This is a genomic window from Ferrovibrio sp., from assembly GCF_041906005.1.
Classification (GTDB): Bacteria; Pseudomonadota; Alphaproteobacteria; order Ferrovibrionales; family Ferrovibrionaceae; genus Ferrovibrio.
Genome location: NZ_JAYRJY010000003.1, coordinates 1 through 20810 on the forward strand (window position 1 = coordinate 1; position 20810 = coordinate 20810).

Genomic DNA, 20810 nt, shown 5'->3' on the forward strand with positions numbered 1-20810 from the left:
GAAGAAGCGGATATAGCCGGCCGAAGGCGGAAAATCGCCGGTGATGACGTTGAACAAGGTGGTTTTGCCGGCCCCGTTGGAGCCCAGCACCGCGCGGCGCTCGCCCGCACGCACCGTCATGGTGATGTCGGACAGGGCCGCAAGGGCACCGAAGCGGCGGCCGATGCCGAAGAGCTCCAGCGCATAAGCGCCGCTCTCTCCCAGCAGATTGTCGGCAGGTTCCGCCATCTTCGATGCCCTCACCCGTCCAGTCTTACTTGCAGTCCGGGTTGTCGCGCGTGGCCGGGCCGATCTTGAGGAATTCCTCCTCCGGCTCGCCCAGCGTTTGATTGACGCCCTGCGCGATCTTGATGACCTTGTTGCGCAAGGTGCCGCCATCGTCGACCACTTCGGTAACGAAGATGTCGGCCACGGCGTTGCGGTTATGGTCGAGCTTCACCGGACCCGTCGGCGTCTCGAAAGTGAGGCCGGCAAGGGCTTCGCGGAACTTCTTGCCGCCGTCGGAAAGATCGCCACCGACCTTCTCCAGCGCCAGGATCGCCGCCTTGGCGTTGATGTAATAGGCATGGGCGAAGAGCGAGGGCGCCGGGAAGCCGTCCGGGAACGCCTTCTTGTAATCCTCGGTGAACTTGGTCCAGCGCGGATCGTCCCAGGTATCGGCGGTGGGGCCGGCCGCGATGGTGCCGATCACGGCGTCGCGGATCGAGCCCTTGGAGCCGAGCACCGTCTGGTCGACGGTGATCGAGCCGCCGATCAGCGGCGATTGCCCGCCCGATTGCTGGTATTGGGTGAGGAAGTTGATGGCGTCGGCCCCACCGAGGGCCACATAGATCGCGTCGACATCATCGGGGATCGAGGCAATGACCGAGGAGAAATCCTTGTTGCCGATGGGGACCCACAATTTGGTCGGCACCTTGCCGCCCGCCTTGCAGAAGGGCAGCATGAAGCCTTCGACCTGGCTGTAGGGGAAGGAATAATCCTCGGCCACCACGGCCACCGTCTTGTAGCCCTTTTCGGTGTAGGCATATTCGCCAAGGCCCGCCATCCACTGCACGCCGTCGGTCGAGAAGCGGAAAAAGTTCTCCGCCGGGCCGAACAGAGTGGTGTCCTGCGCCGCCGACGAGCCGTTGATGAAGGTGACGTTGGGCTGGGTCTTGGCGTAATCCTTGACCGCGATGCCTTCGGAACCGGAGAGCGGCCCGACCAGAACCTGCACGCCGCCCTGCTCGACGAGCTTGCGGGTGGCCTTCAAGGCGCTTTCCGGCGAGGCGTCGGACGAGCCGGTCTGCAGCTCGATTTTCTTCCCCGCGACGGTGTAGTTCACTTCCTGCAAGGCGAGCTTCAGCCCGCGCATGCCGTCTTCGCCGAGCACCGTGAAGGGGCCTTCGAGGGTCGCCAGGGCGCCCATCTTGATGACATCTTCGGCCTGGGCCTGGGGCATCAGGGCGGTGAGAGCCACCGCCGCCGCCAGGACATGTCTTCTGCTAAGCATCGCGTTTCCTCCAGTTGGTTTGTTTTTCATGTCTTTTGTCCCCCCAGCTTCAGTTCCCTTGGCTGCGCCGGGAGGATGGACGCAGCGATCTGTTGACATCGACAGCCTTGAGCCTTTCCCACAGGCCCAGGATGCCGTCGGGTGAGAAGAAGATGACCGCCAGGAAAACGAGGCCGATCACCGTGTTGAACCGTTCCGGATTGAGAAGGTCGATGGCGAAGTTCTGCAGCAGCACGAAAAGCAGCGCACCGAGATAGGGGCCGATCGGCCGGCGGATGCCGCCTACGACGGCGATGACCAGCACATTGACGGCGGCATTGACGTCGAGTGTGCCGGGTGTGATCTGGCCGTTGAACCAGACCAGCAGCACGCCGGAGGTGGCGGCGATGATCCCGGCCAGGAAGAAGGCGAAGATGCGGTGCGCCGCGACATCGAAACCGATGGCGCGCACGCGGCGCGGATTGTCGCGGATAGCCTGCAGGCTGAGTCCAAAGGTCGAGCGGTGCGCATACATGACGGCGGTGTAGTAGAAGGCGGCGACGGCCAGCGACAGGTAATAGAAGGGCATGGGATCGCGCCAGTTGATGCCCCAGAATTCCGGCGCCGGAATTCCGTGGAAACCGTTGAAGCCGTTGAACAGGGCATAGTTCTGGCGCGCGAAATAGAAGAAGGCCGTGGCGATGGCCAGCGTGATCATGATCATGTAGATGCCGGCGGTGCGCACGGCCAGCGCACCGATCAGCGTGCTGGCCAAGGCACCCATGGCAATGGCGATGGGGGCCGCCAGCCACCAGGGCCAGCCCAGGCCCATGACACCGGACGAATTGATGCCGAAGATGGCAAAGGTGTAGCCGGCGATGCCGGCCACGGTCATCTGGCTGAGGCTGACCATGCCCCCGTAACCGGCCAGCACCATCAGGGAGAGGGCGATGGTGCCCATGATGAGCGTGTAGGCGCCGACCTGGAAGGTGAAGAAGGGCGAGGCAACGAAGGGATAGAGCAGCAAGGCGATGCCAAGGAGGACATGACCCGCATCGAGCCGGAAACGCGCGGTCGGCGCGGCACCGGGGCCGGCAATCGCATCAAGAATGCTCATGCCAGATTCCTCATGCGGGCCAGATTCCTCATGCCGGCCAGATTCCTCATGCCGGCCGCCCCATGATGCCTTGCGGCCGCACGGCCAGCACCAGCACCATGATGACGAAGGTGAGCACGACGCCATAGGTCGGGAAATAGGCAAGGCCGATCTGTTCGGCCAATCCGATGATGAGGGCACCGATGGCCGCCCCCGTGATCGAGCCCATGCCGCCGACGATGACCACCACCAGAGAAGCCAGCAGATAGCGCACGTCTTCACCGGGGGCGATGGAAAGGGCCGTGCCGCCGACAACACCGGCAAAACCGGCAAGCCCCGCCCCGATCGCAAAGACGATGGCGAAGACCATGTGGACATTAACGCCATTGGCCGCGAGCATGGCGCGGTCATCGACACCGGCGCGGATCATCATGCCGATGCGCGTGCGGTTGAGCAGCAGCCACAGCGCAATGCCGATGGCCACCGCCGCCGCCAGCACGACCAGCCGATAGAGCGGATACATCATGACGACCGAGGTGCCGTTCGACTTGACGGCGGTCACGATCGGCGTTGCCACGGCGCCGTCGATCCAGGCGGGAATAGTGAACTGGTAGGTGTTGCCGGACCAGAACGCCAGCATCAGATCGGCCCCGACAATGGAGATGCCGATCGTCACCAGCGTCTGCCGGAGGTCGTCACCTTCCATGCGGCGGAAGACAAAGACCTGCATGAGCACGCCGGCTATGGCAGCCCCCAGGAAGCCGGCGGCGACGCCCAGGAGCCACGACCCCGACCAATCGGCCACGTCATAGCCGATATAGGCGCCAAAAAGATAAAGCGAGCCGTGCGCCAGATTGACGTTGCGCATCAACCCGAAGACGAGAGTGAAGCCGCTTGCTACCAGAAAATAGAGGCCGGCCACGGTAACACCGTTGAAGATGGTGTTGACCAACACCTTCTTCGGCCCGATGAGCGCCACCAGCCATGCCGGCCACAGCGCCAGGAACAGCCACAGGACCAGGGCTGCCAGCACGACATAGAGAACGATGGCGACGGGATGCTTCACGAAGGACGCCTCAGGCCGTCAAGCGCCGACGCTGTTCCTGCGTCTGCGGCCGCTTGTGGAACTTGCCGTCCTTCATGATGGCAAGCAGCCGGTCCTTGTCCTGCAGCACGCGGACATTGGCGGCCGGATCGCCATCGACCAGCAGCAGATCGGCCAGATAGCCTTCGCGGATCTGCCCCAATTCGTGGCCCATGCCCATGATCTCGCCGCCATAGCGGGTGCCGGCGATGATGGCTTCCATCGGCGAGAAGCCCAGCATGTCGACGAAATATTCGAGGTCCTTGGCGTTGGTGCCTTGCGGCGTCCAGGCAAAGCCGTAATCGCCGCCGATGAGGACGCGGATGCCGCGGCGATGCATCTTCTTCATCGTGTCGATCGCGCGCTCAAGCTCCCGTTCATAGAGCATGGAGATTTCCGAACCCGGCTTGATGCCATATTCGCCGGCATTCCTGGCCGTGCCGATGAGCCAGGCGATTCCAGGTGCCACGAAATGCTTGTCCCTGGCCGCTTCCAGCATGTCGAGCGTCTGCTCGTCGCAGAAGGAGGCGTGATAGATGATCTGGATGCCGTGGCGGATGCATTGCTGCACCGATTTCGACGAGCGCGCATGCGCCGAGAGCCATTTGTTGCGGGCGCGCGCTTCCTGCGCCGCCATCGCCACCTCTTCTTCCGACATCGGCGTTTCCTCGGCGCCCATGCCGGTGATCTCCTCGCCGGAGAGGTTGAGCTTGATGGTATCGACGCCGTATTTGATCAGCATGCGGACGGTGGCGCGCACCTCTTCCGGCCCGGAGATCACCATGCCGAGATTGAGGCCCGGATGCGGCATGTGCGGCAAGGTGAAGTCGCCAAGACCGCCGACCGTGGTGATTTCAGGGCCGGATGCCGTGTAGCGCGGACCGGGAATTCGCCCGGCATTGATGAAGTCGCGCACCGCGACGTCCAGGCGCGGCTTGGCCGCAGCGGCGCCGCGCCCGGCGGTGAAGCCGGCATCGAGCACCACCTTGGCCATTTCAGCGGTGACGAGCGTATGCTCCTCTACCGGCATTTTCTGAATGGGATCAATGCCCGGCGCATTGTTCCAGGAAAGATGGAGATGTGCGTCGATGAGACCCGGCATCAAAGTGGCGCCCATGCCGTCGATGGTGGTGCTACCGCCGCCGATCGTGCCGCCGGCGCTGCTGCCGAAGCGCGAGCTGCCCTTCGTCACCTGCTTGATGCGGTTGCCTTGCACCAGCACTTCGCCGGTATAGGGATAGTCACCCGACCCGTCGAGGATGCGCACATTCGTGAAAAGAACGGAGTCAGAGTCCCGCCCGTTCGATCCCCAGCGATTGCTGGAGCTGCCATTGTCCGCCATCAAGCCCTCCCAGACTTTCGTTGTCGCCCCTCGTGGCTCTCGGCGCTGTGGCGCCGGATGCTCTTCTCTAAGGGATCAACTGCAAGCACTTAAGTTAAGCACATCTCCCGTCAGACGCGCCTCAGGAAATTAGCAATCTTTTCGCTGCATTCAGCGGGTTTCTCGACTGTGGCCCAGTGGCCACAACGGTCGAGCAGATGCATGCTGGCCCCCGCAACACGGTCGCCGATGAGTTGCGCCATGCTGGGCGGCGCTACCACGTCGGAATCGCCGGTCACCAGCAAAGTCGGCGCCTTGATGCGTTTGTGATCGACTGCCTGAAATTTAGACAGCGCCTCGCAATGCTTGGCATAGCCCAGCGGGTCCTGGCGCATGATGGTCTCGCGCACGAAGGCAATGGCGGCCGGCCGGGTTGCTTTCGTTTCCGCCGAGACTGTGGCGTTAATGATCTGCTCGGCAATCGGCTCCATCCCCTGCTCGCGTGCCAGCCACGCCCGCGCCATCAGCCCGGTGCGGGCGGCCTCCGGCGGTTCCACCAGGGCGCCGAAGAGGGACAGCGACTGCACGCAGGCGCCATGTTCGACCGCAATCTGCTGGCAGATCAGCGTACCCATGGAATGGCCGACGAAATGCGCCTTTTCGACACCCAGCGTTTTCGCCGCCGAAAGCACCGCGTTGGTGAATTTCTCAATACTGAGATCGTCATGCGGCACACGCGACCGGCCGGCACCTGGCAGATCGACCCGGATGACGCGAAAGCCGGCCAGCGCATTCATCAGGGGCTGGAAGGTGTTGCTGGTGCCGCCAAGCCCGTGGATCATCACCACGGGGAAACCCTCGCCGGCCACCTCCGCCGTGATCTGGCCGAGATCGACGCTGCTCATGCGGCAATATCCTCGAAACGGTTCTCGAGCGCGCCGATTCCATCGATTTCAACCCGGACGACGTCGCCGGATTTCAGGTAACGCGGCGGGTTGAAGCCGATACCGACACCGGCCGGCGTGCCGGTGGCGATGATATCGCCCGGTTTCAGGCTCAAGCCGGCGGAAATGGTGGCGATCAGGGTCGGCACGTCGAAGATCAGCAGGCCGGTATTGGAATTCTGCCGCAGATCCCCGTTGACGAAGCAGCGAATGGCCGTATTGCCGATGTCGATCTCGTCCTTGGTCACGGCCCAGGGACCCATCGGGCAGAAGGTGTCCTGCGACTTGCCCACCAGCCACTGGCTGTAGCGTCCCTGGAGATCGCGCGCCGTCACATCGTTGACGATGGTATAGCCCCAGACATGGTCGAGCGCCTTTTCCTTGGAGATCCCGCGCCCGCCTTTGCCGATGATGACGGCCAGTTCCGCCTCGTAGTCGATGGCGGTCGAAACCTTGGCATCGATCAGCACTTTGGCCTGGTTCGGAATGACCGTCTCCGGCACCTTGGAGAAGATTATCGGTTCCTTCGGCACGGCGCCGGCCGCAGCACTGGAATCGAAGCCGCTCTTGGCGAATTCGTGGGCATGTTCGTGATAATTCTTGCCGACGCAGAAGATGTTGCGGCGCGGGCGCGGCATGGGCGCTTCCAATGCGACCCGGTCGAGGGCGATCGGCGACAGGGTTGCCGGGACCGAGCCGCGTTCGATGAGCGCCAGGATGCCTTCGCGCGCGGCATCGACCGGCAGATCGAACGGCCGGACTTCGCCGGCGGCCAGATCGACCAGACCGACGCGGCGTTCACCGCCCACGGAGAATGTGGCAATGCGCATGAATTCCTCCCCGGAACCTATTTGAGCCATTCGGCGTCTGATTGGTTCAAGTTAAGAGCTTTTAGGCGCCACTGGCAAGACCAATTCGCATTTTCCGTGGACGAGTGGCCTGAATCATGCTAATTGGCTCAACATTGGATCAAACGAGCAAGACCATGCCGAAACCGATTGCCGCCGATATTGCCCGCAGCTTGCAGCAGCGCATCGACGCCGGCGAATGGGCCGATGGGCGCCAGGTACCGCCGGAGCGCGACCTCGCCGCCGATTTCGGCGTAGCCCGGAACACGATCCGCCGCGCAATGGACATGCTGCGCGATCAGGGAACGATTTCGCGCCATGTCGGGCGCGGCACCTTCGTCGCCAACGGCGCCAAGCATTCCCTGAGCGAGATCGTTGCCGGCATGGAAGGGGCGAGCCCCGCCGACATGATGGAACTGCGCCTGCTGCTGGAACCCTTGTCGTCGGCCAATGCCGCGATCAATGCCAGCGCGGCACAACTCGCCGGCATCGAGGAAGCGCACCGCGAGGCCAATGCCGCCACCGACATCATGACGTTCGAGCAGTGGGATTCAGCCCTGCACCACCGCATCTTTGCCTGCTCACGCAACGAATTGCTGCGCGGCATCTATGATCTCCTCCATGTCCTGCGCAATCAATCGCCCTGGTTCGACATGAAGAAGCGCTCCTTTTCGGAGGAGCGGCGGCAGAATTACTGCCAGCAGCACGACGCGATCGTGACGGCGATCCTCAACCGCGATCCGGAAGCGGCGCGCGCGGCGACGCTGGCGCATCTGAAGACGGTCGAGGCCAACCTGCTGGGGCGTTAGTGCTTCAACATCGCCTGGCGCCAGACGCGCGGGCTCGTCCCGGCCCAGCGCGTGAAGGCACGGGTGAAGGCGGAAAGCTCGGAATAGCCGAGCAATAAGGCAATCTCGCTCAAGGGCAGCTGGCTTTGCTGCAGATAATGCCGGGCGAGGTCGAAACGGGTCACTTCGACGGCCTCGCGATAGCCCATGCCGGCATCGGCCAGGGCACGCTGGATCGCATGCGGGCTGAGACGCAGCGTGTGAGCCACCTGTTCCAGCGTCGGCGCCCCTTCGGCCAGACGCAGCCGCACGGCACCGCGCACCCGGTCTATGAGCGAATCCGGCCGATCGCGGGACCCCAGCGATTCCAGGCAGGTCTGCATCATGGTGAGGAGTTTGAGGTCGCGGCCCGGCATCGGCCGGCTGAGCAGATCGGCATCGAAGATGATGGCATTGGTGGCGCAGCCGAAGAAAACCGGCGCGCCGAACGCCATCTCATGCTGCCGCCAATCGGGGGGCCGTGGATGCTCGAACTGGATTTCCAGCGGCGACCAATGCTTGCCGCAACATTCGCGGATGATGTTGGTGAATTGCCCCAAAGAGAGCTCGGCATCCTGGCGCCGGGCCACAATCGAGGGGGAAATAATCTGATATTCCAGGCGCATGCGCTTGTCCCCATCGCGCCGCAGCGACATCACGGACGAGCTTTGCTGGAAACGGAACAAGCCGACCAGATTTTCGAGAGCGCTGCCGAGGGTGGGCGAGGACAAGGAGGCATAGCCCCACATCCCCAGATCGCGCGGGGAGAATTGCTGGCCGAACCAGAGGCCGAAATTGTCACGGCCGGTCTGGCGGGCGGCCTCCTCGAACAGGGCGCAATAGGCGGCAAGGCGCAATTGCAGGGTCGGGGCCGCGGTCATTTCCGGCGCCAGGCCGCAATTGCCGAAGATGGAATCCACATCCCCGCCCTGGGCGTCGATGAATTCCACCAGACCGGCGGCGGCGGCGGAGAGCACGACCGGTGCCTTGTCGGCACTGCCCGCGTCTGAATTCGCCCGTCCGCCCAATTGGATCATGAAACCGTCCCTGATGGCTGGCTGTCATCGATAAGGGTCAGGAATGATGGCATGGTGCCAGCCATGCTGCAAGGCAGCAAGGCTCTCCTGAAGAAGACGCTGTCAAACATGGTGGGTTTTCGGTCAAGCCGGCGGCGGGCCGTGATATTAGCCTGTCCGTAAAATCACAGAAATCTGCCCAAGGAACAGGCTGGGAGAATAAAGCATGAGCGAGCGCCCGCAACAGAACGCCAATCGCTGGCGGCGCTTTGCCGATTGGGACGAACGGCCTCTGCGCCTCGATCGTTTCGCGGTGGAGGACCCCGAGAACGGCTTTGCCGCCTTCAAGGGTGCCAAGGACCCCAAGCCCGGCCTGGCCATTGCAGAGGGCAGGGTGGTGTCGATGGACGGCATCCCGGCGGCCGAATTCGACATGATCGATCATTTCGTCGCTCATCATCATCTCGATCTCGACCTCGCCCCGCAAGCGATGGCGATCCCCTCTGCCGACATCGCCCGCATGCTGGTCGACATTGCCGTGCCACGGACCGAACTGGCGCGCCTTGCCCATGGCCTCACCCCCGCTAAGCTTGCCGAGGTGGTGGCACAGCTCTCGGCGATCGAGCTCGCTTTCGCTTTCTCGAAGATGCGCACCCGCAAGACGCCCGGCAATCAGGGCCATGTCACCAATGCCAAGGACGACCCGCTGCAATTGGCGGCGGATGCCGCGACGGCGGTCGCTTTCGGCTTCGACGAGGTCGAGACGACCATGCGCGTCGCGAGGAATGCCTGGTCGAACGCTCTGGCCTGCGCCGTGGGTGCCTCGGTCGGCCGTTGGGGCACGCTTTTTCAATGTTCCAGCGAAGAATCCGAGGAATTGCAGATCGGCATGGCGGGCTTCACATCCTATGCCGAGACGGTTTCCGTCTATGGGACGGAGCGCGCTTTTACCGACGGCGACGACACGCCCTGGTCGAAAGCGTTCCTGGCCGCTGCCTATGCCAGCCGCGGCATCAAGATGCGCTGCACGTCAGGGGCCGCATCCGAACTGCTGATGGGATTCCATGAATCGAAGTCCCTCCTTTATCTGGAAGCCCGCTGCCTGTGCCTGCAGCGTGCCATGGGCGTGCAGGGGACGCAGAATGGCGGCATCGATGGGGCCCCCCTGGCCTCGACCATGCCGGGCGGTGTCCGGGAGCTGATGGCGGAAAATCTCATCGCTGTCTGGCTCGACCTCGAATGCGCCACCGGCAATGATGCGCGGCATTCGGAATCGGAAATCCGGGTGGGAGCCAAGATCCTGCCCTTCCTCATCGCCGGGTCCGATTTCATCTGCTCCGGCATGGGGTCGATCCTCGCCTATGACAATTCCTTCAACCCCTCCTCCTTCAATGGCGAGGAGATGGAGGATTTTCTGGTGCTGCAGCGCGATTTCGAGGCCGATGGCGGGCTGACCTCGGTCGGCGAATCCCGCGCCCTGGAACTGCGCCGGCGGGCGACCGATGCGCTGGGCGCGGTGTTCGAGGAGTTGGGCCTTGGCACGCCGAGCGCTGCAATGAAGCGCAGCGTCGTTGTGGCCTCCGGCTCCAACGAGACCGAGAGCTATCTGCCGCGCGACGTCACCCTCATCAGCGAGAAAATCAAGGCGCGCGGGATCAACGTGCTCGACGTCATCAAGGCGCTGGCCGTGCGCGGCTTCCGGGAGGAAGCACAGAATCTCCTCAATGTCGTGCGCCTGCGGGTGTCGGGCGATTATCTGCAGACGGCGGCGGTGGTACGCCAGGGACATGTCATCAGCGCCGTCAACGATCCCAACGACTATGGCGGACCCGGCACCGGCTATCGGCTGAGCGGCCAGCGCCGCCAGGAACTGGCCGCTATCCGCGATGTGCTGACGCGCGAGGAGGTCTTGCGCACAGAAGCCACCTTCGCCGGTGCCGAGAACCGGCGCATCCGCTACCGAGCCTTGGGCGATGCGGCAACGAGCGGGCCGAAAAACGAGATCGTCATTGGCGTCAGCCCAGCCTTCGGTCTGAAGCTCTTCCGGACATTGGCCGGCCATCCGCTTTCCGCCGTGCTGCGGGCGATGAGCGAGGGTATTGCCGAAAAGGGCGGCGTTGCCCGCATCGTGCGCATGCGACACACGGCCGATACCTCGTTCCTGGGGCTGAGTGCAGCGCGCCTCGCCGGCTCCGGTATCGGCATCGGCATCCAGGCCAAGGGGACCGCCGTCATCCACCAGGCCGACCGCCTGCCCCATCACAATCTGGAACTGTTCTCCAACGCGCCGATCACGTCGCTTGCGCATTACCGAAAGCTTGGGCAGAACGCGACCGCTTACGCCAAGGGCGAATTGCCGGAGCCGGTCGTGGTGCCGACCGAGGGCGAGGCCATGGGAGCCCGCTTCCATGCCCAGGTGGCCCTTATCTATGCGATCGAGACCTCGCTCGCGCAGGACGGCGCCAAGCCTGAGGAAATCGAGATCGCCTTCCTGGAGGTTCAATAATGGCCCGGATCGACGATGTTGCCGATTATCCACTCGCCGAGAACCGGCCCGACCTGGTCAAAACCGCGCGCGGCAAGGCGCTGGAAGAACTCACGCTCGATGCCGTCATGGCCGGCGAGGTGACATTGGAAGATCTGCGCATCACCCCCCAGGCACTCAAGGACCAGGCGCGCGTGGCAACCCTGGCCGGCCGGCCGACCCTGGGGCGCAATTTCGAGCGCGCCGCCGAACTGGTGGCAGTGCCGCAGGAGTTCCTGCTGCAGGTCTACGAACTGCTGCGTCCGGGCCGCGCCAAGACAAAGGCCGATCTGCTGGATGCCGCCAAGATCTTGCGTACGATCTATAAGGCGGAAAAGATGGCCACCTTTGTTGAGGAAGCAGCGGAAGTTTACGAAAAACGTGGCCTCTTTACCTTCCGGTTTTGAACGACGCTGATGGATATGCGGCCCCCTCTCCGCGTGATATCCTTCTTACGTGCATACTGAACACACATGCACGCATTGGATACATGGATGGAGGCATTCGATGATAATATATGAGTTGATTGCCGCGGTTCCTGCGGGACCGGGGCATCCTGGGCACACCGTTCTCGCATTGAAACAAGGATCGCCTTTCATGGCGGCAAATGTAGGCGACTATTTCGATGTTGCCGATCCAGCCGGTACGCCCAACTATAGAATTACCGCAATCCGTCACGACATCTTCAAAGGACCCGGCGGCCCGGATACCCATGTGTGCCGCACCTCGCTTGCACTGGGCATTGTCTAGTCTTCTCAATTAGCCAAAAGCGACTGCTCAGCATGATCTACATTGCCGATCGCCCAAAATGATCATGCTGAGCACCGCTCTACTACGAGCAAAGTCATGAACTGGAAGACGCGACACCGATCCTTCTATTACCAAGGCGCGCCGGAGCCCGACGATCTTGCCTTCAAGCCCGCCGAGACGGCGCTCCTGGTCATCGATGTGCAGAACACCTATCTGGAACGGCCGGAGCGAGCCACGCTCGATGCTGCCGGCAAGGCGCATTTCGACGCCTGGACGCCGTTTCACGAACGCATGAACGGCATGGTCATCCCGCGCACGGCGGAACTGCTGCGCCTGGCGCGCAAGCACGGTATCGAATGCCTGTTTGCGCGCATCGCCTGCCGGACCAAGGATGGCCGCGACCGGTCGTTGAGCCAGAAGATGCCCGGCTGGAACAATCTGCTGCTGCCCAAGAACGAGCATGCGTCGCAACTGGTGCCGCAACTGGAGCCCCAAGGCGACGAGATTGTCGTCACCAAGACAACCGACAGCGCGCTCACGGGCACCAACCTGCGCCTAATCCTGCACAATCTGGGCATCAGAAACGTCATCTGCGCCGGCATCTTCACCGACCAATGCGTCTCCTCGACCGTGCGGAGCCTCGCCGACGAAAGCTTCCAGGTCGTGGTGCTGGAGGATTGCTGCGCCGCCGGCTCAGATACGCTGCACGAACAGGAACTGGCGATCATCAACATGATCTACTGCCATGTCATGACCGCCGACGAACTCAAAGCGATGATGAAACTCACATGAAACGCATCCTGATCATCGTTCCGGAACTGGTGGCCCCGCCGGGTATTCTCGGCCAGGCGCTGATCGCACAGGGTGTCCATTATGACGCCGTCTTCCCGGTGGCCCGCTTTGCCACCTATTCCCCGATGGACTATCCCGGCTTGCCACAGGGTCCCGCCAATTATGCCGGTCTGATCGTGCTGGGCGGGCCGATGAGCGCCAAGGATGAGCATCTCTATCCCTTCCTCACCGAGACCATGGCCCTGATACGGGCCTTCACAGCGGTGGAACGGCCGGTGCTGGGCGTGTGCCTGGGCGCCCAGATCATCGCCCATGCCTTCGGTGGCGAGATCTATCGCATGGGAAAACTGGAATCCGGTTTCTATCAATTGGCGCTGACGCCGGAAGGACGCAGCGACCCGCTGTTCCGGGACTTTGCCGAGCCGGTAACGGTCTTTGAAAACCATTACGAAGCGACACGCAACACACCGGGCGCTGTACCGCTGATGACCGGCGGCGCCTGTCCTATCCAGGCTTTCCGCGTCGGCGCCAAGACTTATGGCGTGCAATTCCATGTCGAGGTCACGATCGACATCGTGCGCGATTGGATCCGGATGTTCGGCGCGGATTTCTGCCGGGATGAGCCAAGATTGCTGACCGATCTCGACCGCCAGTTCGAGATCCATTTCGGCGACTATGTTCGCGCCTGCGATACGCTCACGCGGAATTGGTTGGCGTTAAGCTGAGGCCAGCGCCGACACTGAGGGCCGCCGGCAATCAAGGCTGTCAAGATTAACAGCCTAAATGTCAAGACCGGGTGGTAGGGGCGCCCTATCGTCCCTAGCGTGACCGACTTTAAGACGACTTGCGGCAAGCAAGCGACAGAATGAGCACACCACATTCGATGGAGTCCGGCCGGGTTTTGCGGACCGGTGCTCCAGCTTGGTCAACAGGGAAGCGGCACCGGCAACAATCGACCGGGCCAACGGAGAGGGACAGATGAGCAGCTTCAAGCAGTCACGTCGCAACTTCATGCAGAATTCGGCCCTGATGGCCGCGGCCTTTGCCACCAGCGGCGTAGCGGGCCTGCGCTCGGCCTATGCCGATCGCTCCAAGGAACTCAATATCCTGTGTTGGGAAGGCTATAACTCGGCGCAAGTCTTGGATCCATTCCGCGAATCCAACGGCGCCACGGTGAAGGCGGAATCGCTCACCAACGACCCCACCATGATCAACCGCCTGCGTGCCGGCGAAACCAATGTCTGGGACCTGATCAACGTCAACAATCCCTGGGCACGCAAGATCATGTTTCCGGAGAAGCTGATCCAGCCGCTCGACCGGGCCAAAATGGAACCCTATTTCGAGAAGATGGCCCCCGCCTTCAAGCCGCCCTATGCGTGGGCCATGGACGAAAGTGGCAGCCAGCTCATCGGCATGGCACAGCGCTACGGTCCCTACAGCTTCGTCGTCAACACCGACAAAGTGAGCCGCGCCACCGCCGAGGATCAGGGCTGGGATCTGTGGAACGACGCGGGCAATGCCGGCAAGTACGGCGTGCTTGAATCCGATGATTGGAACGTCTTCAACCTGTGCTGCATCGCCGGCTTCGATCCCTTCAAGGAGCATACGCCGGAGGAAATCGCCAAGTTCACGGAAACCGCCAAGCGCGTCTTCAAGGGCGCCAAGGTGGTGGGCGACATCGCGACCATGAACCAGGCCCTTGTCTCGGGCGAGATCGATTTCCACATGACCGGCGGTACCTACTCCGCCTCGCCAGCCCGCGCCGATGGCGCCGGCAATATCCGCGCCATCACGCCGAAAAAGGGGCCGCTCGCTGGCGGCAAGGGCGGCATTTCCTGGATCGAGATCACCTCGGTGGTCAACAATCCAGACGTCTCGCCGCTTGCCGTGCAGTTCCTGGAATATGTCCAAGACCCGAAAGTCGCCCATACGGTCGCTTTCGCCGAGGGCACGTTCAACCCGGTGGCCCAGATGGGCAATCCGGATTGCTTCAGTCTCTTCACCAAGGAAGAACTCGATGCGATCCAGTATGACAGCCTGGAAGAGGAAATGGCGCGTTCGGTCGAATACGACATTGTGCCGGACTACGACAAGCTGCTCGACATCATGACCGCTGCCAAGCGCGAAGCTTCGGGCGGCTGATCAATCGGCTGCTGCCACCACGACGTCGGATCGCCCGGTGCGTAGATGCCGGGCGATCCCGTCTTGATCCCCCTCCATTTCATCACGATCCGGATTCCCAAGGACCATGAACGGCCGATCGCCCATTCTGCAATTGCGCAATCTGACCAAGACCTTCGGCAACTTCACGGCCGTCAAAGGAATCAGCCTCGACATCTCCGAGGGCGAATTCTTCACCATCGTCGGCCCGTCGGGCAGCGGCAAGACAACCTTGCTGCGCATGCTGACGGGCATGGAAAGCGCCACGGGCGGCGACATCTTGCTGCGAGGCGCCCGCATCAACGATCTGCCCGCCAACAAGCGGCCGACCTGCATGGTGTTCCAGTCGCTGGCCCTCTTCCCACATCGTACCGTCGGGCAGAACATCGAATTTTCCCAGAAGATCAAGGGCGTGGCACCCGATAAGCGCAAGACGCGGGCCCTGCAGCTGATGGCGCAGCTGCGCTTGCCGGAAAACTACTACGACAAGAGTGTCACCAAATGCTCTGGCGGCGAGAGGCAGCGCGTGGCGCTCGCCCGGGCGCTGGCCTATGACCCGGACATCCTGTTCTTCGACGAGCCGTTGTCGGCCATCGATTACAAGCTGCGGAAAACACTGGAAAAAGAACTCAAGGACATTCACCGCGAAACCGGCAAGACCTTCATCTACATCACCCACAGCCTGGAAGAGGCGATGGTGATGAGCGACCGCATCGGCGTCATGCGCACGGGGCAATTGGTCCAGGTCGGTTCGCCACAGCAGATCTACAGCGCGCCGGAAACCAAGTTCGTCTCCGAATTCATCGGGGATGTGAACGTCATGGCCGTAACAGCAAACGGTGCCAGCGGCGTCCATGCTGCGGAGTTCGACGTGGATTTCGTGAGCCAGACTGTGCCGGCGGGCTTCACCAATGGGCATCTGGTGGTGCGTCCGGAATCGTTGCGCTTCCTGAGCCATCGGGCCGAGGCGCAGAACTGCCTGGAAGGTCGCCTCTATAATGAATATGTGCTGGGTTCGCGCATCCAATACCAGGTGCGCGTGGGCGAGCATGTCTTCATCGTCGAAAAACTGCGCCAGCAGCAATTCGGCGGCAAGCTCGACGACCAGGTCCTCATCGGCTGGGATGCCAAGGACGGCATCCTGGTAACGGATTGAGCGGGGCCTCGCCATGACCCTGCTCAAGATTTTCGGACCGGGTACGCGACATGCTCTGCCGCTGATCCTCTTCCTGCTTATCGGCTTTGCCGCGCCCCTGGCGGCCGTCATCGGCTTCAGTTTCACGCCGGCACGAACCTTCTCGATCTGGCAAAGCTGGAGCCTCGACAATTATATCGAGATATTCAATTCGACGAGCTATCTCTCCTTCCTTTGGTCGCTGGGCCTCGCCGCTGTCACGGTACTGATCCTGGCCCTCATCTGCTATCCGATCGCCTATGGCCTGGCGCGCGTCTTCGGCAAATATTCGACGCTGGTGACGCTGCTCTTCACCATTCCGCTGTTCGTCTCGGAAAATGTCCGTCTCTACGGCTGGGTCCTGTTCTTTATCAAGAACGGCGTGCTGCTGGGCACGCTCAAGGCTTGGTTCGGCATCGAACCGGATAGCTGGCTTTTCACCAGCGGCATCATCGTTTTCGGCATGGTCTATGTCTATCTGCCGTTCATGCTGTTCCCGATGACGCTCGGCGTCTCGATGGTGCCGGACCAGACGCGGGACGCCGCCTTCGATCTGGGCGCTACGCGCTGGCAGGTGTTCAAAGAGGTGGAACTGCCGCTTTCCATGCCGGGCATCATGATCGGCTTCCTGCTGTCCTTCGTGCTGGCGGTGGGCGCCATCGCCGAAGCCAAGGTACTGGGCGGGCAGCAAATCATACCGATCAGCCATGATATCGAGATCGCCTTCACCTATGCGCAGAACTGGCCGCTGGGCGCCGCCCTTGCCGTGCTGCTGATGCTGGTGGTGGGCAGCATGGTGCTGTTCGTGCTGCGCCGCTTCGATCTCGATGCCATTCTGGGGCGGAGATAGGCGATGGATGGTCTTACCCCCCGCTGGCGGACGTCGCTGATCTGGGCCTGGACGGCGGCGATCGTCGTCTTCATGTATCTGCCGGGGCTCTGCCTGTTGCTCGCCTCCCTTACATCAAGCCGCTATTTCATCTTCCCCATCAACAAATGGGGTGTCGCTTGGTGGCAGAAGACTTTCGACTCGCTGGAAATTCATCAGCTTTTCAAGACCTCGATCTCGATTGCGCTGTGCGTCACGGTGATTGCCGTCGTGATCGCGCTCTTCGGGGCGCTGGCCTTTGCGCGCTATGACTGGAAGGGCCGGTCGATCTATCAGAAAATCGTGTTGCTGCCGATCTTCTTCCCGCAATCGGTCTTGGGGCTGGCGCTGCTGCTCTGGTTCAACGCCTTGGGCCTCACCATGTCGTGGCAGACGGCGGTCTTTGCGCATCTCGTCTGGATCATCCCCGTCTGCACGCTGGTCATCTCGATTCAGGTCTATTCCTTCGATCCGGCCTTGGAAGAAGCGGCTTTCGATCTCGGCGCCACGCGCTGGCAGGTGTTCCGCGAAGTGACCTTGCCGGTGCTGTTCCCCGGCATCTTCTCGGGTGCCCTCTTCGCGTTCCTTCTGAGTTGGGGCAATTTCCCGCTGTCGCTTTACACGACCGGCGCCGACACAACGATTCCGGAATATCTCTACGCGAAGATGGTTGCCGGCTATACCCCGGGCGTGCCGGTGCTCGGTACCGTTTCGACCTTCGGTGCGGCGACCCTGCTGCTCGCCGGCTATGCCATCATCCTGATCCTGCGCCGGCGCCGCGCCAGCGCGCCGTCCGAGACCTGAGAGAAAGCGGAGGAAACACGCCATGTTGGGGCAATCAATCCAGGGGAAATCCGTCATCGTCACCGGCGCCAGCAAGGGCATCGGCAAGGGCATCGCCCGCGTCTTCGCGCGCCACGGTGCCAAGGTGCTGGTGGTGGGACGCGACCTCAAATCGGCGGAAGCAACGGCGAAGGATTTCGTCGATTCCGGCTGGACGGCAAGTGGCTTTTCCGCCGACGTTACCAAGCTTGCCGACATGGAGAAGATGGCCAAGACAGCAGCGGATCGTTACGGCGGCGTCGATGTGCTCTGCGCCAATGCCGGCGTTTTCCCGCAGGTGAAGATCGAGGATATGTCCCCGGAGACCTGGGATGAGGTGCAGGCAACCAATCTCAAGGGCACGTTTCTTTCCGTGAAGGCCTGTATCCCCTACCTCAAGAAATCGGGCGAGGGACGCATCGTCATCACCTCTTCTATCACCGGGCCGGTCACCGGCTTTCCCGGCTGGACCCATTACGGCGCTACCAAGGCCGGGCAATTGGGCTTCATGCGCACGGCCTGCATGGAAGTCGCCAAATATGGGATCACGGTCAATGCCGTGCTGCCGGGCAATGTGATGACCGAAGGCCTCATCGAGCTTGGCGAGGATTATGTGAAGGGCATGGCCGCGGCCGTGCCGATGGGCAAGCTTGGCAATGTCGAGGATATCGGCCATGCCGCCCTCTTCCTCGCCTCGCGCGAGGCCGGCTACATCACCGGGCAAACGATCATCGTCGATGGCGGCCAGATCCTGCCCGAGAGCCAGGACGCGCTGTCGCAGATGTAAAGGTCAGTGCCCCTGCTTCCGATAGGCGCGCGGGCTGACACCCGTCCAGCGGGTGAAGGCGCGGGTGAAGGCGGAGAGCTCCGAATAGCCGAGCAGCAGGGCGATCTCGGTCAGCGGTAGCTGGCGCTGATCGAGATACATCTGGGCAAGGCTCTGCCGTGTCGTTTCGACCGCATCCTTATAGGTGAGCCCCTGTTCAGCGAGTTCCCGCTGCACCACAGCGGCCGGCACGCGCAGGGAATGAGCGATCTGATCGAGGCTGGGGTAGCCGCCGGGCAGGCTCACGCGGATCGCCGTCTTGACCCGGTCGACCATACCGTCGGTCCCCTGCCGATGCGAACCCAGAGATTCGAGGCAGGTCTGCATCATGGTCAGAAGCTGCAAATCGCGGCCCGGCATCGACCGCTCGAGGAGTTCGGGACGGAACAGCAGCGCATTGGTCGGCTGGCTGAAATAGACCGGCGCATCGAAGGCCGCCTCGTGCTCCTTCCAGAATTCCGGGCGCGGATGCTCGAAATGCACCTCGACCGGCGTCCATTTCGACCCGCAGCAATCGCGGATGACATTGGCGAACATGCCGAGCGAGAGTTCCGCATCCTGCCGGCGCTCGACGATTTCCGAGGAAAAGATCTGGTATTCGAGCCGCATCAGCCCGTCGGTGCCCTTCACCAGCTGCATCCCTGAGGATTCCTGGTGGTAGTGGAAAAGCCGCACCAGATTTTCGAGAGCCGCCCCCAGATTTGGGGATGAGATCGCTGCATAGCCCCACATGCCGAGGTCGCGCGGCTGGAATTGCTGGCCGAAATGCAGACCGAAATTGCCCGGGCTGAACTTGTCGCCCTGGATCTGCTTGGCCGCTTGCTCGAAGAGGCGGCAATAAGAAGCGAGTTTTAGTTTCAGGGTGGGCGATCCGGCCATATCCGGTGCAATGCCGGAATTGCCGAAGATCGAATCCACATCACCGCGCTGACGCTCGATGAAGTCCACCAAGCCGGTGGCAGCCGCGGCAAGGACGATCGGTGCCCCGCTTTCGCGCGTCTCGGTCTTGTGATCCAGCAAAGCGGCAGCCATCGGAAATCCCCGGCTAAACGTCACGCACCAGACTGTGGATGCTTGATGATGGCATGGCGCATGGCGCGGCTTCAAGGGTGCAAAGCTGATCAGCTGTCAAGATCGCCCCGTCACGGGTCAAGCGAGGCTTGGCGCCCGCACCCTAGCCTGCACTTGGATGGAAATGCGCCTGCCGCCGTCAAGCGGCATGCCCGGACTTTAGTTAACGATCCTGGGTGAAGAGCCTGACCACCATCTGGGAGCAGGGAAATAAATGAGCGGCATGCTCACGACAGAACAATTGTTGCGCGCGATCGATGAGCTGGCTGCTGCCGCCTTGCCCCGCTGGGGGTTGGCTGGCGCCGAGCTGAAGCTGATCAATCATTCGGAAAATTGGACCTATCGCGTGACGCCCCGGGGCACCGCGCGTCCGGTCATCCTGCGCGTGCATCGGGAAGGCTATCACAGCGTCGACGGCATCCGCAGCGAGCTTGCCTGGATGCGCGCCCTGCAATCGCAAGCGGGTGTGAAGACGCCACAGGCCATTCCCGGCACCGACGGCGCCGATATCCAGACCGTGGCGCATCCGGCCCTCGCCACGCCGCGCAATTGCGTGCTGTTCGAATTCATCGACGGGACCGAGCCGCCGCAGGACAATCTCATTCCGCCTTTCCGTCAATTGGGCGAGGTAACGGCGCGCTGCCACAATCACAGCGAAACCTGGACGCGCCCCCCCTATTTCGAGCGCCTTTCCTGGGACTTTGAACATTCCCTGGGGAAGACCGCCAATTGGGGTGCCTGGCAGGACGGGCCGGATTGCACGCCGGACCGCGCCCGGCTGTTGCAGCGCGCGGTCGATCTGATGGAGAAGCGGCTGACGGCTTTCGGACAGGCCCGGAACCGTTACGGCCTCATCCATGCCGATTTCCGCCTCGCCAACCTGCTTGTTCACAATGGCGATGTGCGCGTCATCGATTTCGACGATTGCGGCCTCGGCTGGTTTCTCTATGACGCAGCAAGCGCGGTGAGTTTCTTCGAGGACCGCGCCGATGTGCCGGAACTGATGGAAGCCTGGAAGGAAGGCTATCGCCGCCAGCGCGCGCTGCCGAAGACGGACGATGACGAATTGTGGACCTTCATCCTGCTGCGTCGCATGACGCTCTTTGCCTGGATGGGGAGCCATGCCGAAACGGATCTCGCCCGCACCGAGGGCCCCGGTTACAGCACCGGCACCTGCGAACTCGCTGAACGTTATCTGAGCCAATACAGCTGAACC

General features: G+C 62.2%; 20 protein-coding genes. 11 read left to right on the forward strand and 9 right to left on the reverse strand.

All coding sequences use genetic code 11. The features are described 5' to 3' along the window. From ACE3OO_RS19135 to ACE3OO_RS19165, 7 genes are all read right to left on the reverse strand, one after another. Positions 1–228: ATP-binding cassette domain-containing protein (locus ACE3OO_RS19135; RefSeq protein WP_374305451.1), on the reverse strand; the 228-nt coding region annotated here is incomplete at its 3' end. Between the two features lie 25 nt (positions 229–253). After that, a complete protein-coding gene (locus ACE3OO_RS19140) occupies positions 254–1492 on the reverse strand; it encodes an ABC transporter substrate-binding protein (RefSeq protein ID WP_374305453.1) in 1239 nt (412 codons plus the stop codon). A 49-nt stretch (positions 1493–1541) separates the two neighbouring features. Next, a complete protein-coding gene (locus ACE3OO_RS19145; RefSeq protein WP_374305456.1) occupies positions 1542–2588 on the reverse strand; it encodes a branched-chain amino acid ABC transporter permease in 1047 nt (348 codons plus the stop codon). Positions 2589–2634: 46 nt separating this feature from the next. Beyond that, positions 2635–3633 (reverse strand): branched-chain amino acid ABC transporter permease, encoded by a 999-nt coding sequence (locus tag ACE3OO_RS19150; protein ID WP_374305458.1) that lies wholly within the window; start codon positions 3631–3633, stop codon positions 2635–2637. Positions 3634–3643: 10 nt separating this feature from the next. After that, entirely contained in the window at positions 3644–4993 is a 1350-nt protein-coding gene (locus ACE3OO_RS19155) for an amidohydrolase family protein (protein ID WP_374305460.1), read from the reverse strand. Positions 4994–5103: 110 nt separating this feature from the next. Then, positions 5104–5877, reverse strand: a complete 774-nt coding sequence (locus ACE3OO_RS19160; protein ID WP_374305462.1) for an alpha/beta fold hydrolase — start codon at positions 5875–5877, stop codon at positions 5104–5106. Next, a complete protein-coding gene (locus ACE3OO_RS19165) occupies positions 5874–6746 on the reverse strand; it encodes a fumarylacetoacetate hydrolase family protein (RefSeq protein ID WP_374305464.1) in 873 nt (290 codons plus the stop codon). Before ACE3OO_RS19165 ends, ACE3OO_RS19160 begins: the two co-directional genes overlap by 4 nt. A gap of 155 nt (positions 6747–6901) precedes the next feature. Here ACE3OO_RS19165 and ACE3OO_RS19170 point away from each other — a divergent pair, with 155 nt between their 5' ends. Then, on the forward strand, positions 6902–7573 hold the full coding sequence (locus tag ACE3OO_RS19170; RefSeq protein ID WP_374305466.1) for a FadR/GntR family transcriptional regulator: 672 nt from the start codon (positions 6902–6904) through the stop codon (positions 7571–7573). Here the strand turns inward: ACE3OO_RS19170 and ACE3OO_RS19175 are convergent. After that, positions 7570–8628, reverse strand: a complete 1059-nt coding sequence (locus ACE3OO_RS19175) for an AraC family transcriptional regulator (protein WP_374305468.1) — start codon at positions 8626–8628, stop codon at positions 7570–7572. The two genes, ACE3OO_RS19170 and ACE3OO_RS19175, sit on opposite strands and share 4 nt — an antisense overlap. 205 nt (positions 8629–8833) lie before the next feature. Here ACE3OO_RS19175 and ACE3OO_RS19180 point away from each other — a divergent pair, with 205 nt between their 5' ends. From ACE3OO_RS19180 to fabG, 9 genes are all read left to right on the forward strand, one after another. Then, complete coding sequence (locus ACE3OO_RS19180) at positions 8834–11113, forward strand: propanediol/glycerol family dehydratase large subunit (RefSeq protein ID WP_374305471.1); 2280 nt, start codon at positions 8834–8836, stop codon at positions 11111–11113. Continuing rightward, the gene (locus tag ACE3OO_RS19185) at positions 11113–11538 is read left to right on the forward strand and encodes a diol dehydratase small subunit (RefSeq protein ID WP_374305473.1); all 426 of its coding nucleotides are present in this window, start codon (positions 11113–11115) and stop codon (positions 11536–11538) included. The genes ACE3OO_RS19180 and ACE3OO_RS19185 overlap by 1 nt, the downstream gene beginning before the upstream one ends. Positions 11539–11977: 439 nt before the next feature. Next, a complete protein-coding gene (locus ACE3OO_RS19190; RefSeq protein WP_374305475.1) occupies positions 11978–12673 on the forward strand; it encodes a cysteine hydrolase family protein in 696 nt (231 codons plus the stop codon). After that, positions 12670–13398, forward strand: coding sequence for a type 1 glutamine amidotransferase (locus tag ACE3OO_RS19195; protein ID WP_374305478.1), 729 nt, complete (start codon positions 12670–12672; stop codon positions 13396–13398). Before ACE3OO_RS19190 ends, ACE3OO_RS19195 begins: the two co-directional genes overlap by 4 nt. 253 nt (positions 13399–13651) lie before the next feature. Further along, positions 13652–14815, forward strand: a complete 1164-nt coding sequence (locus ACE3OO_RS19200; protein ID WP_374305480.1) for a PotD/PotF family extracellular solute-binding protein — start codon at positions 13652–13654, stop codon at positions 14813–14815. Positions 14816–14921: 106 nt separating this feature from the next. Then, the gene (locus ACE3OO_RS19205) at positions 14922–15989 is read left to right on the forward strand and encodes an ABC transporter ATP-binding protein (protein WP_374305482.1); all 1068 of its coding nucleotides are present in this window, start codon (positions 14922–14924) and stop codon (positions 15987–15989) included. A 13-nt stretch (positions 15990–16002) separates the two neighbouring features. Then, positions 16003–16857, forward strand: a complete 855-nt coding sequence (locus ACE3OO_RS19210) for an ABC transporter permease (RefSeq protein WP_374305484.1) — start codon at positions 16003–16005, stop codon at positions 16855–16857. Between the two features lie 3 nt (positions 16858–16860). Beyond that, positions 16861–17679, forward strand: coding sequence for an ABC transporter permease (locus ACE3OO_RS19215; protein ID WP_374305486.1), 819 nt, complete (start codon positions 16861–16863; stop codon positions 17677–17679). A 22-nt stretch (positions 17680–17701) separates the two neighbouring features. Continuing rightward, entirely contained in the window at positions 17702–18484 is a 783-nt protein-coding gene (gene fabG / locus ACE3OO_RS19220; RefSeq protein WP_374305488.1) for a 3-oxoacyl-ACP reductase FabG, read from the forward strand. 3 nt (positions 18485–18487) lie between these two features. On the opposite strand, the gene ACE3OO_RS19225 is transcribed toward fabG, so the two are convergent. Next, positions 18488–19630, reverse strand: coding sequence for an AraC family transcriptional regulator (locus ACE3OO_RS19225; RefSeq protein WP_374305490.1), 1143 nt, complete (start codon positions 19628–19630; stop codon positions 18488–18490). 178 nt (positions 19631–19808) lie between these two features. Here ACE3OO_RS19225 and ACE3OO_RS19230 point away from each other — a divergent pair, with 178 nt between their 5' ends. Beyond that, positions 19809–20807, forward strand: coding sequence for a phosphotransferase enzyme family protein (locus ACE3OO_RS19230; protein WP_374305492.1), 999 nt, complete (start codon positions 19809–19811; stop codon positions 20805–20807). Positions 20808–20810 lie beyond the last annotated feature (3 nt).

Excerpts from the sequence above, each read along its gene's own strand:
- ACE3OO_RS19140 (WP_374305453.1), bottom strand. The coding sequence starts at position 1,492 with ATGCTTAGCAGAAGACATGTCCTGGCGGCGGCGGTGGCTCTCACCGCC.
- ACE3OO_RS19145 (WP_374305456.1), bottom strand. The coding sequence starts at position 2,588 with ATGAGCATTCTTGATGCGATTGCCGGCCCCGGTGCCGCGCCGACCGCG.
- ACE3OO_RS19155 (WP_374305460.1), bottom strand. The coding sequence starts at position 4,993 with ATGGCGGACAATGGCAGCTCCAGCAATCGCTGGGGATCGAACGGGCGG.
- ACE3OO_RS19160 (WP_374305462.1), bottom strand. The coding sequence starts at position 5,877 with ATGAGCAGCGTCGATCTCGGCCAGATCACGGCGGAGGTGGCCGGCGAG.
- ACE3OO_RS19165 (WP_374305464.1), bottom strand. The coding sequence starts at position 6,746 with ATGCGCATTGCCACATTCTCCGTGGGCGGTGAACGCCGCGTCGGTCTG.
- ACE3OO_RS19170 (WP_374305466.1), top strand. The coding sequence starts at position 6,902 with ATGCCGAAACCGATTGCCGCCGATATTGCCCGCAGCTTGCAGCAGCGC.
- ACE3OO_RS19175 (WP_374305468.1), bottom strand. The coding sequence starts at position 8,628 with ATGATCCAATTGGGCGGACGGGCGAATTCAGACGCGGGCAGTGCCGAC.
- ACE3OO_RS19180 (WP_374305471.1), top strand. The coding sequence starts at position 8,834 with ATGAGCGAGCGCCCGCAACAGAACGCCAATCGCTGGCGGCGCTTTGCC.
- ACE3OO_RS19185 (WP_374305473.1), top strand. The coding sequence starts at position 11,113 with ATGGCCCGGATCGACGATGTTGCCGATTATCCACTCGCCGAGAACCGG.
- ACE3OO_RS19190 (WP_374305475.1), top strand. The coding sequence starts at position 11,978 with ATGAACTGGAAGACGCGACACCGATCCTTCTATTACCAAGGCGCGCCG.
- ACE3OO_RS19195 (WP_374305478.1), top strand. The coding sequence starts at position 12,670 with ATGAAACGCATCCTGATCATCGTTCCGGAACTGGTGGCCCCGCCGGGT.
- ACE3OO_RS19200 (WP_374305480.1), top strand. The coding sequence starts at position 13,652 with ATGAGCAGCTTCAAGCAGTCACGTCGCAACTTCATGCAGAATTCGGCC.
- ACE3OO_RS19205 (WP_374305482.1), top strand. The coding sequence starts at position 14,922 with ATGAACGGCCGATCGCCCATTCTGCAATTGCGCAATCTGACCAAGACC.
- ACE3OO_RS19210 (WP_374305484.1), top strand. The coding sequence starts at position 16,003 with ATGACCCTGCTCAAGATTTTCGGACCGGGTACGCGACATGCTCTGCCG.
- ACE3OO_RS19215 (WP_374305486.1), top strand. The coding sequence starts at position 16,861 with ATGGATGGTCTTACCCCCCGCTGGCGGACGTCGCTGATCTGGGCCTGG.
- fabG (WP_374305488.1), top strand. The coding sequence starts at position 17,702 with ATGTTGGGGCAATCAATCCAGGGGAAATCCGTCATCGTCACCGGCGCC.
- ACE3OO_RS19230 (WP_374305492.1), top strand. The coding sequence starts at position 19,809 with ATGAGCGGCATGCTCACGACAGAACAATTGTTGCGCGCGATCGATGAG.